At 45.6% G+C, this 12,851-nt stretch carries 15 protein-coding genes; 12 read left to right on the forward strand and 3 right to left on the reverse strand.

All coding sequences use genetic code 11. The annotated features are described in order from the left end of the window. Positions 1-224: 224 nt before the first annotated feature. Positions 225-1,439, reverse strand: a complete 1,215-nt coding sequence (locus ING2E5A_RS08560) for an IS4 family transposase (RefSeq protein ID WP_071137044.1) — start codon at positions 1,437-1,439, stop codon at positions 225-227. A 140-nt stretch (positions 1,440-1,579) separates the two neighbouring features. Between ING2E5A_RS08560 and ING2E5A_RS08565 the strand changes: the two genes are divergently transcribed. The 12 genes from ING2E5A_RS08565 (at position 1,580) to ING2E5A_RS08620 (ending at position 11,189) form a co-directional block, all read left to right on the forward strand. After that, positions 1,580-2,188 carry a nitroreductase family protein gene (locus ING2E5A_RS08565; RefSeq protein ID WP_071137045.1) on the forward strand — a complete coding sequence of 203 codons (609 nt, stop codon included), beginning with the start codon at positions 1,580-1,582 and terminating at the stop codon, positions 2,186-2,188. Between the two features lie 196 nt (positions 2,189-2,384). After that, on the forward strand, positions 2,385-2,708 hold the full coding sequence (locus tag ING2E5A_RS08570) for an ArsR/SmtB family transcription factor (protein ID WP_071137046.1): 324 nt from the start codon (positions 2,385-2,387) through the stop codon (positions 2,706-2,708). Positions 2,709-2,777: 69 nt separating this feature from the next. Beyond that, positions 2,778-3,011, forward strand: coding sequence for a thioredoxin family protein (locus tag ING2E5A_RS08575; protein ID WP_071137047.1), 234 nt, complete (start codon positions 2,778-2,780; stop codon positions 3,009-3,011). A 4-nt stretch (positions 3,012-3,015) separates the two neighbouring features. After that, positions 3,016-3,465, forward strand: a complete 450-nt coding sequence (locus tag ING2E5A_RS08580) for a nitrophenyl compound nitroreductase subunit ArsF family protein (RefSeq protein WP_071137048.1) — start codon at positions 3,016-3,018, stop codon at positions 3,463-3,465. A gap of 7 nt (positions 3,466-3,472) precedes the next feature. Next, complete coding sequence (locus ING2E5A_RS08585; protein ID WP_071137049.1) at positions 3,473-4,186, forward strand: aromatic aminobenezylarsenical efflux permease ArsG family transporter; 714 nt, start codon at positions 3,473-3,475, stop codon at positions 4,184-4,186. 3 nt (positions 4,187-4,189) lie between these two features. Then, positions 4,190-5,509 (forward strand): permease, encoded by a 1,320-nt coding sequence (locus ING2E5A_RS08590; protein WP_071137050.1) that lies wholly within the window; start codon positions 4,190-4,192, stop codon positions 5,507-5,509. A 213-nt stretch (positions 5,510-5,722) separates the two neighbouring features. Continuing rightward, entirely contained in the window at positions 5,723-6,538 is an 816-nt protein-coding gene (gene arsM / locus ING2E5A_RS08595) for an arsenite methyltransferase (RefSeq protein WP_071137051.1), read from the forward strand. A gap of 89 nt (positions 6,539-6,627) precedes the next feature. Next, positions 6,628-7,053 (forward strand): arsenate reductase ArsC, encoded by a 426-nt coding sequence (locus tag ING2E5A_RS08600; protein WP_071137052.1) that lies wholly within the window; start codon positions 6,628-6,630, stop codon positions 7,051-7,053. A gap of 3 nt (positions 7,054-7,056) precedes the next feature. After that, complete coding sequence (gene arsB, locus ING2E5A_RS08605; protein ID WP_071137053.1) at positions 7,057-8,100, forward strand: ACR3 family arsenite efflux transporter; 1,044 nt, start codon at positions 7,057-7,059, stop codon at positions 8,098-8,100. 90 nt (positions 8,101-8,190) lie between these two features. Further along, the gene (locus ING2E5A_RS08610) at positions 8,191-10,194 is read left to right on the forward strand and encodes a protein-disulfide reductase DsbD family protein (RefSeq protein ID WP_071137054.1); all 2,004 of its coding nucleotides are present in this window, start codon (positions 8,191-8,193) and stop codon (positions 10,192-10,194) included. Between the two features lie 3 nt (positions 10,195-10,197). After that, complete coding sequence (gene mazG / locus ING2E5A_RS08615; protein ID WP_071137055.1) at positions 10,198-10,983, forward strand: nucleoside triphosphate pyrophosphohydrolase; 786 nt, start codon at positions 10,198-10,200, stop codon at positions 10,981-10,983. Continuing rightward, positions 10,980-11,189: a hypothetical protein gene (locus tag ING2E5A_RS08620; RefSeq protein WP_071137056.1), complete on the forward strand. Its 210-nt coding sequence runs from the start codon at positions 10,980-10,982 to the stop codon at positions 11,187-11,189. Before mazG ends, ING2E5A_RS08620 begins: the two co-directional genes overlap by 4 nt. A gap of 3 nt (positions 11,190-11,192) precedes the next feature. Here the strand turns inward: ING2E5A_RS08620 and ING2E5A_RS08625 are convergent, their stop codons facing one another. Then, positions 11,193-11,756: a DUF2179 domain-containing protein gene (locus ING2E5A_RS08625; RefSeq protein WP_071137057.1), complete on the reverse strand. Its 564-nt coding sequence runs from the start codon at positions 11,754-11,756 to the stop codon at positions 11,193-11,195. A gap of 60 nt (positions 11,757-11,816) precedes the next feature. Beyond that, on the reverse strand, positions 11,817-12,839 hold the full coding sequence (locus ING2E5A_RS08630; RefSeq protein WP_071137058.1) for a threonine aldolase family protein: 1,023 nt from the start codon (positions 12,837-12,839) through the stop codon (positions 11,817-11,819). Between the last annotated feature and the right edge of the window lie 12 nt (positions 12,840-12,851).

Below are 12,851 nucleotides of genomic sequence, written 5' to 3' on the forward strand. Positions count from 1 at the left end.
CGTAAATTCCAAACATCCCAATTTTTGACGTTTTTATTATAATGAGTTTATCAACAAAGTGTGTTGAAAACTTTTTTATCACCTCATAGTATAGATTAAATCTATACGAAAAACATTTTTATACTATTTTTGTTATCATTGCCGTCCGATAAAAACTGATTTTAATTTTGCTTGACTTCCAACCGTCATATTATCAGACATGTTTTTTTAGTTTTCTATTATTCTCAAAAGTAAGCCCCCCTGAAAAGGGTGAGCATCCCTAAATTCTTGTCATCCCGTTGCCAGTCTCGTTCCGGATTTTCTAAAAATCTCATCAAATGCAAGTAATTGAACAGGTGTATCCTGCAAAATGATACCAGGTTCGAGAATGCCCAGCGCCGTTTCAACCGCTTTTGAACAACCGTGAGCAAGAGGTTCACGATCAAGGCGCAATATATCTGTGTTTTTATCGCGTTCTCGTTGTCCCCGAGGAAGTACTTCAAGGGGAAGTTACCTTTTAACTGCCTGAACAGCAATTCAATTTGCCATCTAATCTTGTAAAGGGCGGCTATCATGTCGGGACGAAGGTCGAACAGGTTGGTGAGGAACTCGAACTTGCGTTTCAACACCCTGTCGTAGAACACCACCTTGCGCAACATCAGCTTGCCCTGCCCATCGTCCTCCTTGACGGTCACCTCTATGATGGTGTCCTCCAGCACGCCGCTATGAATGCATTCTTCAACGTGAAGCTCTTGTTCCACCTTGTAAACGGCGTCGTCCTTGATGCGGGTGACGAAGCCGGCCCCCTTCTTGCCGAACAGCTTGAAGGCCTTGTAGTCGTTGTATCCCTTGTCGAAGACGTAAATGGTGTTGTCGTCGGGGCTGAGTTTCTTCAACAGCGCGTGGTCGTGCGTGGCGGCGGGCGTGAACCATACCATCTTGGGAACGGGCTCGTCCACATTGATGACGGTGTGCACCTTGATCCCCCCTTTGCGTTTACCGTTAGAGGGTGTTCTGCCGACGCACTTCAGGATGTCCTGAAACAAGCTGATGACCGTGCTGTCGAAGATCTCGACCTGCTTGTTCAACACGGCCTTGAACCGGGTGTCCGAGATCACGTGTTGATACTCGCGGAGCAAATCGTGATACACGCCCGAGAAGAAATCAACACTCCGGCGCTTGTTGGCGTCCGACAATGTGCTCCTGTAGGGTATGTGGCCGAGTTGGAAATGCCTGGTCTTGCCTGAAAGACCGAGCATTGCGCCCGCCACCTCTCGCAGGGAGGAGCATTTGGCGAAAACACAAAATAACATGCTTATGAGGTGATCCTTGGCCATGAAACGTTTCACGTAATGATCAGCCTTGTGGCGTTTGCTGTTTCGAGCGATGATTCCTGAATCTATCATAGATATGAGCTGTCCGAAAACCGATTGTCCGAAAAAATAAGTACTTTTGTTCATTGTAGTCTTGTTTTGTGCTAAATACAAAGCTACAATTATTAGTACGATGGGCAAACTCAGATTTGCCCTCGTACTTCTTCAGAAAAAAGTTTTATCGGACAACAGTGTTTTGTTATATAGATACAACATAAAATTGAAATATGAAAAATAAAAGTTTGCAAGATTCAATCCAAGATAGAAGGACCTATTATCAATTGAGCAATGAATCACCGGTTTCAGATGAAGAAATACAGAAAATCATCGAATACGTAGCCTATTGGGCCCCATCGCCTTTCAATTCGCAATCGGCTAGGATGGTATTACTTCTGGGTGAAAATCATAAAAAATTATGGGAACTCACCAAAGCTGAGTTAAAAAAAATAAGCCATTCGGAGGAGGCATGGAAAAAAACCGAAGAAAAAGTGAACGGCTCTTTTCTTGCAGGGTACGGTACGGTACTTTTTTTCGAAGACATGTCGGTGGTAAAAGGCTTACAAGGTAACATGCCCTCATACAGCGAAAAGTTTGCGCAATGGAGCGAGCATTCTACTGCCATAAACCAAATACTGGTTTGGATGGCGTTGGAGAACGAAGGGTTTGGCGCATCGCTGCAACATTATAACCCGCTTATCGACGAAGGCATCCAAAAAGAATGGGGTATTAGCCAAGACTGGAAACTTGTCGCACAAATGCCTTTTGGCACTCCCTTAGCGGAACCGGGTGAAAAAACGCACGAACCGTTGGAAAAGCGCGTATTGGTCTTTATGTGATTTTCGTTACCGGAAAACTTATACGAGGGTGTATCACAATGTGATTTCACCCTCATTTTTTATAAGGAAACCTATCTGAGAACAAATATCCAAATATTCATCTCTCTGGAGGTTGGTGTTTTAAAACAGCCTCTTTTTTTTAAAAAAAATTTGCAAATATACATTTTGTTCGTACTTTTGCAAACAACAAATTGCTATGGTTAAGAAAAAAGAGAGTGCCCAACAAGCAACAGACAAACAAATTGCAGCATTCGCTAAAGCGCTGGGACATCCTACCCGGGTGGCGATCATCCAGTTTTTGCTGTCGCAGGAGTCGTGTTATTTCGGCGATATCCACGATGTGTTTCCCAATGCCAAGGCAACCGTATCGCAACACCTGAAAGAGTTGAAAAACGCCGGGCTTATTCAGGGTGAAATTGAAACTCCCAAAGTGAAGTATTGCATCAACAAAGAGAACTGGGAAATTGCCCGCAACCTGTTTGGAAACTTTTTCGCATCGGAAATCAAAAATAATTGCTAAAAATTTTTTACAAACAATGTTCGTTGTTTGACGAACTATAAACAATAAAATCAATAAAATACAGAAATTATGGAAATTAAAATTTTAGGAACAGGATGTCCAAGTTGCAAAACACTGTACGAAACTACAAAACAAGCGGTAATTGAACTTGGTATTGAGGCTAATGTGGTAAAAGAAGAGGACATGGTAAAAATTATGCAGTACAATGTGTTCTCCGTTCCGGCATTGGTTATCAACGAAAAAGTGGTATCGTCAGGAAAAAAATTATCACTCGAACAAGTAAAAAATCTATTGAAAAAGTAGCGCAATGAAACAGTTAATCTTTGTCTGCCTTATCGGACTATTCACGATAAGTTGTAATCAAAATAAAAAAGCGGAACAAACTACCAATCAATCCACAGATGAATTTGCTCCATCGGGCGACGTGGTGGAGGTAATTTATTTTCACGGCACACAGCGTTGTCCAACCTGTCAGGCCATCGAAGCAGAAACCAAAAGTCTGATCGAAAGCAGTTTCGCTGACGCCATTAACAGCAAAAAATTGATATTCAAAATAGTGGATATCTCCGAGCCGGAAAATAAGGCCATCGCCGACAGGTACGAAGTGGCGTGGTCATCGCTTTTTGTCAACGACTGGAAAAAAGATCAGGAATCAGTAAACAATCTCACAGAGTTTGCTTTTACCAATGCCCGCAACAATCCCGATGCCTTCAAAAGGGGATTAAGCGAAAAAATAAACGAATTTTTGGCCAATTAATCCTTATATGGAGCAGTTTCTTCAAAACTTACTCGAAAGCAGTAACATTCCGTTTATTACGGCATTCATTCTCGGGTTGCTTACCGCAATCAGTCCTTGTCCGCTGGCTACCAACATTACCGCTATTGGCTACATAAGTAAAGACATTGAAGATAAAAAAAGAATTTTCAGAAACGGGTTACTGTACACATTGGGCAGAATAGTTTCATACACGGCATTAGGCATCATTCTGATTTTCATCCTCAAACAAGGTTCAAGCCTTTACGGAATTCAAAAGTTCATTGCGAAATTCGGCGGTGTCATTATCGGCCCACTATTAATTATTATCGGGCTGTTCATGTTGTACGGACATAAGCTGAATTTGCCCAAATTCGGGTTCAGTGGGAAAAACTCTGAAAAAATCAGAAAAAAAGGTGGTTGGGGTGCACTTTGGCTGGGTGTACTTTTCGCCTTGGCATTTTGTCCGACAAGCGGAATATTCTACTTCGGAATGCTTATGCCGATGTCGGCAATGGAAGCAGGAGGATATTTTTTCCCAGTTGTATTTGCTATAGCAACAGCATTGCCTGTAATTATCGTGGCGTGGCTACTGGCTTTCAGTTTTGCCGAAGTTGGGCGGTTTTACAACAGCGTTCAGAAATTCGAAAAATGGTTTAGTAAAGCCATTGCCTTAATCTTTATCATTATAGGAATTTATTACACGTACAGCTTTTATTTTTAGAAAATGGAAATCAGAAAAGAATTTAAGATACTTGTCACTTTTGTTGTTGTGTTCTTGGCGATATATTTCTTGCCTATTCACAGCAACGTGTTCAACACGGCCATGGATGCCACTTTCGATTTATCGAAATGGTACGCCCGGGAGCACGTGGTACTTTGTTTATTACCCGCTTTTTTAATAGCGGGAGTTATTTCGGTTTTTATCAGTCAAGGCTCCGTTATCAGATATTTTGGAGCAAAAGCAAAAAAATGGGTTGCCTATACGGTGGCTGCTGTTTCGGGAACTGTTCTGGCGGTTTGTTCCTGCACGATTTTACCCTTGTTTTCGAGTATTCATAAACGTGGTGCCGGATTAGGACCCGCTATCGCTTTTTTATATTCAGGTCCTGCCATTAACATTCTTGCTATAATTCTTACCGCCCGGATTTTAGGTTGGGAATTGGGAGCAGCACGCGTTATTGGAGCCGTTTCGTTCAGCATTATCATCGGGTTGATTATGGCGTTCATTTACCGAAAAGAGGAAAAAGTACGGGCCGATGAACAGATGAACATTATTCCTGAACCCGAAAAACGACCGTTGTGGCAAACATCTATTTTCTTTTTCACACTGGTACTGATTTTGGTTTTTGCCAATTGGGGAAAACCCACATCAGACGACACAAACAGCTTTTGGCATTTTATATGGGAAAACAAGTGGTACATTACCGGAGTTTTTAGTCTGGTACTGGCTACAGCCCTGATTTTCATTCTGAAAATGAAAACATGGAAAGTAGTTGCTGCCGTAGTGGTTACAGCCGTAAGTACATTTATTTTCAGGAATCCAGTCATTTCAATGGTAATAGGAATTGCTGCCGTCGCATTCCTTGGATTAACGGACAAATCGGACGACGAAGAAAACAAGAAGTGGATTCTTTCATCGTGGGAGTTTACGAAACAAATTGTTCCCTTATTGGCAATAGGCGTGGTCATTGCCGGATTTTTGCTGGGTTCCACGCACGATAATGTGGCTATTCCCGGAATAATTCCGAACGAATGGATTGCCTGGGCTGTGGGCGGAAACTCATTCAAATCGAATTTTCTTTCCTCCGTTGTGGGTGCGTTTATGTATTTTGCCACACTTACAGAAGTTCCAATTATTCAGGGATTAATCGCCTCGGGAATGGGGAAAGGTCCGGCATTGGCACTGTTACTTTCAGGGCCATCGATGTCTTTGCCAAATTTATTGGTTATCCGTGGAATTATTGGAACACAGAAAACAGTTGTCTATGCTGCGTTAGTCATTATTTTGTCAACCCTATCCGGATTAATTTTTGGAAGTTTATAATTAAGCAAAGCTAAAATCAAATTAGTTCCTATGTTTGAAATTGTAAAAGACGGATAGGTAGTCCAGTAAAAAAGCTATATCATTTTAGTTAACTTTGTTTTTGAGAGATAACAATCTTAACTTAAACAATATAGCTTATGAACAGAGGACAAAGTAACAAATTAGATTTCAAAGGGCAAAATATTTACGTAGGAATCGACGCCCATTTGAAATATGAATGCTAAAGATTTAAAAGTGGTTGTAAAGGAAAAATATGGTTCAATAGCCAAACAAAGCTTGTCAAATGATAAGATTAAATCATCCTGTTGCGGAACTTCGGGTTGTTGTGAGAAAATTGAATTCAGCATGATTGGAGATGACTACAACACCGTAGAAGGCTATAATCCCGATGCAGATTTGGGCTTGGGGTGCGGACTCCCTACTCAGTTTGCCAATCTGAAAACTGGCGACTGTGTGCTCGACTTGGGAAGCGGTGCCGGAAACGATTGCTTTGTAGCCCGCGCCATTGTGGGAGAAACAGGCAAAATCGTGGGTCTGGATTTCACGGACATGATGGTTGCCAAAGCTATTGAAAACAATCGGAAACTCGGATTCATGAATGTGGAATTTGTGCAAGGCGACATCGAAGAAATGCCTTTTTCTGACAACGATTTTGATGTGATTGTATCGAACTGCGTTCTAAATCTGGTGCCCAATAAGCACAAAGCATTTGCTGAAATGATTCGCGTACTGAAACCCGGAGGACATTTTTGTGTTTCCGATGTAGTGACCAAAGGTGAGTTGCCTGAAACCCTGCGCTCTGATGCAGAAATGTATGTAGGATGTGTTTCGGGTGCCATTACGCGGGATCAATATATCAATATCATCCACGACAACGGTTTTGAGAACGTAGCAATTCACAAGTTGAAGCCAATACCAATTCCCTATAAAGTTCTTTCGAAATATATGTCTGAGGAAGAAATCAACGATTTCAAAAAAGGAGAAACAGGAATTTTCAGCATTACCGTATCCGGCTATAAGTCGTTATAATTACATGAAAAATTTTGACAATGGAAGTCCTTATATATTCAAATTCACAGTTTAAAAGACATTAATAACATTTTAAAAATCAAATCAGTATGAAAATATTAATTCTTTGTACAGGGAACAGTTGCCGCAGTCAGATGGCTCACGGTTTCCTGCAATCGTTCAATCCGGATATCGCGGTTTGTTCCGCAGGAACAGAGGCATCGGGGAAATTAAATCCCGGTGCGGTGAAAGCGATGGCGGAAGTGGGTATCGACATCAGCCACCACACATCCGACCCGGTAGGCAAATACCTCAACGATGCGTGGGATTATGTAATTACCGTTTGTGGCGGCGCTAACGAAGTGTGTCCGGCATTTACCGGAAAAGTAAAGAAAAGGCTGCATATCGGCTTTGACGATCCGAGCCACGCCGTCGGCACACCCGAATTTATAGAAAGCGAGTTTCGCCGTGTTCGCCATGAGATAAAGGAAGCATTCAGAAAACTCTACGATGAAGAAATCAAAGCTCAATTGTAAAGCATGAAAGCAAAACTAAAAATACTCGACCGCTACCTTACGCTCTGGATCTTTATGGCGATGCTCTCCGGAGTGTTATCGGGATGGCTGTTCCCCTCCATCGCCAGTTTTTGGGATTCGTTATCCGTCGGCACGACCCATATCCCCATCGCCATCGGACTGATTATCATGATGTATCCACCTTTGGCAAAAGTAAAATACGAAGAACTGGGGGATGTTTTCAAAAACACCCGGATTTTAGGTTTATCGCTTGTCCAGAACTGGATCATCGGTCCCGTCCTGATGTTCTTTCTGGCCATTTTGTTTTTGCAGTTCAATGTCGATTATATGTACGGTCTTATCCTCATCGGGTTGGCCCGATGCATTGCCATGGTGATCGTATGGAACGACCTGGCTCACGGTGACCGTCAGTATGCCGCCGGATTGGTGGCTTTCAACTCACTGTTCCAAATCCTTTTCTTTTCGTTATACGCCTATTTTTTCATAGCCGTCCTGCCCGGATGGTTTGGGTTACCCACCAACGACTCGGTAGCCAACATAACGATGGCGGAAATTGCAAAAAGCGTCCTTATCTATTTGGGAATCCCCATGCTGGCAGGGTTTCTTACCCGCTATATCAGCCTTAAGGTAAAGGACGAGAACTGGTATAACCGGAAAATTGTTCCTAAAATCAGTCCGTTTACGCTTATCGCATTGTTATTCACTATTTTTGTCATGTTTTCACTGAAAGGCGAGTACATCGTAAAACTGCCGCTGGATGTGGTCCGTATTGCCATTCCCCTGATACTGTACTTCGTGATCATGTTTGTGGTTTCTTTCTACATGAGCAAGAGAGCGGGAGCAAATTACGAGCAGTCCACCACCCTTTCGTTCACGGCAGCAAGCAATAATTTTGAACTGGCTATTGCGGTGGCCATTGCTGTATTCGGCATCCATTCGGGTGAAGCTTTTGCTGCGGTTATAGGCCCTTTGGTGGAAGTTCCGGTAATGATTGCATTGGTCAACGTAGCCTTTTGGTTCAAAAAGAGATGGTTCGGGAGTTTATAACTCATTTTTTCGATTTATAACCCCGCTATCCGTAAGATGTTTATTCAACTTTTACTATCTTTGTGCGTTAAACCGTAAAACCACCGGATAATGAATTTCAAAAGAACAATTACTTCATTATTTTTGCTCTTTGTGTTATCTCAGGCTTTTCCGCAAGAGGTTATCAGCTGGAAGTTCAGCCTGCAGGACAGAGGAAACGGCGAAGTTGAACTGGTAGCCGATGCAACCATCCAGCAAGGTTGGCATATGTACGACTCGGCACTTCCCGACAACGGGCCCTACCCCACCTCGATAAGTTTCGACGAAATAAATGGAGCCGAGACCATTGGCGATTTTCAAGCCACCGGCAAACAGGCTACCGTAAAATATGACCCGGTTTTTGAGATGAATATCGGCACCTTCGACAATTCGGCCAGATTCATCCAGCGATTAAGGGTGATCGATAAAGAGAGTTTTCGCATTGCAGGCGATGTGCGGGCACAGGCTTGCGACGACAGGAGCTGTACACCACCGATACCCAACGAGTTTTCGTTCGGACCGGCCGATCTGCCCGCCACGGTCACTGCGGTTGCCCCGGCTGCGGCAAGTGTAATCACTCCGGCAGAGCCGACCGACACCTCTGTCGACTATTCGCCTGCTGCCATGCCTGTAGAGGTGGACAAGGAGCAGCTCTGGACCCCGGTTATCGAGGAGCTGAAAGTACTGGGTAGTAGCCACGGCGACAAGTCGTCGCTTTGGAGCATTTTCCTGAAAGGGTTGCTGTGGGGTTTTGCCGCACTGCTTACCCCCTGCGTTTGGCCGATGATTCCCATCACCGTCAGCTTCTTTCTCAACAGGAACAAAAAAGTCCGCAAAAAGGCGGTTGCAGATGCAGCCATCTACGGAGCCTCCATCATCTTTATATACGTTGCGTTGGGTCTCGTTATCACTGCCATCTTCGGGGCAAGTGCCCTGAACAACCTGGCGACGAGTGCGGTATTCAATCTCATCTTCTTTTCATTGCTCTTTCTCTTTGCCATCTCCTTCCTGGGTGCATTCGAACTGGTGCTTCCGGCATCATGGACAAACAAGATGGACAACAAGGTAGACAGCACCTCGGGACTGATCAGCCTCTTTTTCATGGCTTTCACCCTGGCACTGGTCTCCTTCTCCTGCACCGGTCCCATCATCGGATGGCTGCTGGTAGAGGCGGCTACCCAGGGCAGTTATCTCTCCCCTGCCGTAGGAATGTTCGGTTTTGCCATTGCACTCTCGATACCGTTTACACTGTTCGCCATCTTCCCCTCCTGGTTGAAAACCCTGCCCAAATCGGGAAGCTGGCTCAACTCGGTCAAGGTGGTACTTGGATTTATCGTGCTGGCCGTCTCGATGAAGTTTCTATCGGTAGCCGATCTCTCCAACGGATGGGGCATCCTCACCCGCGACATCTTCCTGGTTATCTGGATTGTGCTCTTCACCATCCTCGGTTTGTACCTGCTCGGGAAGGTGAAGTTCCATGGCGACAGCGATATCGCCCATATCACCGTTCCCCGGTTGTTGCTCTCCATCTTCTCCCTTGCATTTGCCCTTTATCTGCTTCCCGGACTGTGGGGTGCTCCCCTGAAGCCGGTCAGCTCCATCCTGCCACCATTGTCCACACAGGACTTCCGGCTGAACGAAGTGTCGCTCAACACGGTTTACACCGATTATGAGACCGGTATGGCTGTCGCCGCACAGACCGGAAAACCGGCACTGATCACCTTTGGCGGTCACGGTTGCGTGAATTGTCACAAGATGGATGCCACCGTTCTGGTGGATGAAAAGGTAAAGGGACTGATCGACAATGAATTTGTCTACATCTTGCTGATGGTGGACGAACGGGCCAAACTGCCCCAAGTGGTTGAAGTGGATGAGAATGGAAAGCGAGTCAAGCTGAAAACGGTTGGCGACAAATGGAGCTACCTGCAGCGTCACAAGTTCGGCGCACAATCGCAACCCTACTATGTCATCCTGGACCATTCCGGAAAACCGGTCGCTCCGGCACACGCTTACGATGAAAATATCGCCAGCTATGTGAACTTCCTCGAGACTGGACTGAAAAATTTCAAAAAATAGCCTATGAAGACACGGCAACAAAAACTGGAGGCATTCGGACGATTGCTGGATATTATGGACGAACTGCGCGAAAAGTGTCCGTGGGACAACGCGCAGACCAACGAAAGCCTTCGTGCCAACACCATAGAAGAGACCTACGAACTCGCTGAAGCGATCATCAACAACAGCGATCCGGAGATAAAAAAGGAGCTTGGCGACCTGCTCCTCCATGTGGTCTTTTATGCCAAGATTGGCGAAGAGAAGCAGGCGTTTGACATTGCAGATGTCTGCAACGCCATCTGCGACAAGCTCATCTTCCGGCATCCACACGTATTTGGAGATGCAGATGCCGATTCTGCCGGCATGGTCGAAAAATCGTGGGAACAGATCAAGCTGAAAGAGAAGGATGGTAACGGTACTGTACTGGCAGGTGTTCCGACATCGCTCCCTTCGCTTGTAAAAGCTTACCGGATTCAGGACAAGGCCAGGAACTCAGGTTTCGACTGGAACAAACGACACGACGTGTGGGACAAGGTAAAGGAGGAGATTGCAGAACTGGAGACCGAAATTGAACATCTCGACGCGGAGAAGACCGAAGCAGAGTTCGGGGATGTCCTTTTCAGCATCATCAATGCCGCACGGCTCTATAAGGTGAATCCCGACAACGCACTGGAACGGACCAACCAGAAGTTTATCAACCGTTTCAACTACATGGAACAGAAGGTAAAGGAGCAGGGGCGCTCGCTGAAAGAGATGACCCTGGGAGAGATGGAAGCCATCTGGCAGGAAGCAAAACAGCTATTATTATGAAGAACCTTCTCTGTCCCCAATGCAAAATCCGACGCTTCTATATAGTGAATGCAGCCGGCGAACGGTTGGTGGTAACCGTTACGGATGACAAGACAATCCGCCCCATCCACCAGGATGCGTCGCTGGAGGGATTCGACACCTCCCGTCTCTACTGCCTGGGATGCTCATGGAGCGGATCGGTGAATATGCTGACAGACAAGCATTAGGCCTTACTTCCCTACCCGCCAGCGGGTGAGGATATTTTTTCTTTTGGCAAAAATGCCATTCTGTTTCGTACGCACATCCTCGATCACATAGAAAATATTGGCATCGAAGCCGGTCAGCGTCGCCTCGAGATTCCTCATCTGGTTGCGATCGATAACCGTTTCGATAATATCCACTTCATTGGTCGACCCTTTACCGTGTGTCATCGTTGCCCCGAAATTCATCTTATTAAGGATTTGCACCAGCTCCATGCCGTTTTTCTGCGTGTAAATGCGGCACAGTATGATTCCGTATGCGATTCGCTGTTCGAGAAGAATGCCGACATAATTGCCGGAGGCGTATCCTGCGGCATACGACAGGTAGGCAACCAGGTCGTTGGCCCGGATAAGAATCTGTGATATGATGACCACCCAGATAAATACCTCGAAAAAACCGATGACAGGGGCTATGTATCTTTCACCTTTCGAGACAAAAATGATGCGTAACGTACCGAGCGACACATCAAAAATACGCCCGAAAAATATCATAACCGGCAAAAGCCAGGGATAAACATCCAGAAAGTCAAACATATTCAATTTACAATTTTATGATTTTATTGTTTCGAATTTATAATCGTTCGAAATATATAATTATTTAACAACGGTTCTCAAGTAGGAAATAAAGCCCGCAATATCTTCCTCCGTGGTATCCCACGAACAGACGAGGCGTCTTTCGTTCCGTTCTCCATCCCAGTCGTAAAAGAAATAACGCTCACGAAGCAACGTTGTTTCTTCTTCCATAAGCGTGAAAAAAACGGCATTCGATTGAACGTCCTGTGTCAGTTCAACTCCGGCCTTTCGCATCCCGGCCGCCAGTTTTTGTGCCGCAGCATTCGATTTTGTCGCGTTCTCCAGCCAGATTCCCTCCCGGATGTACGGGATGAACTGCGCCGCAAGATAGCGCATCTTGGAGTAAAGTTGTGTAGTCTGCTTGCGGTAGTAACGGATATTTTCGGCCAGCTCCTTGCGTAAAGGGACCAGCACTTCGCCTATCATCAACCCGTTTTTCGTACCTCCAAATGTAAAGATATCGACTCCACAGTCGACCGTCATCTCTTTGACCGTGACATTCAGAAACGCAGCGGCATTGGCCATGCGTGTCCCGTCGACAAATAGGTACATGCCGTGTTCGTGAGCCAGATCGGCCAACGCTCTTATCTCCTGTGGGGTATATGCCGTTCCCATCTCGGTGGTCTGTGAAATGGCGATCACCTTCGGCTGGGAATGGTGCTCGACACCGAAACCGTGCAGCAGTGGCCGCACCGCTTCAGGGGTAAGCTTCCCGTCAGCCACAACAATCTCCTTCAACGCGCATCCGGTCAACTTGACAGGAGCGCCACACTCATCCACCGCAATATGTGCGGTTGCAGCGCAGATGACATGGTGGAACGGCAATGTGCATGCCTGTAACGCAATCACATTTGCACCCGTTCCGTTAAAGACGAAAAAGGGGTCGATATCCTCTCTACCCACAAGTTCCCGTACGGCATCCTCTGCCTCACGGGTCCATGCATCGTCGCCATAACCCACTGCATGACCGCTGTTGGCGCCCACTATTGCCTCCATCACGCGGGGATGCACGCCTGAATTGTTGTCACTTCCAAAACTTCGCATATTGTTCCTGAA

The sequence above is a fragment of the Petrimonas mucosa genome (assembly GCF_900095795.1).
Lineage (GTDB): Bacteria > Bacteroidota > Bacteroidia > Bacteroidales > Dysgonomonadaceae > Petrimonas > Petrimonas mucosa.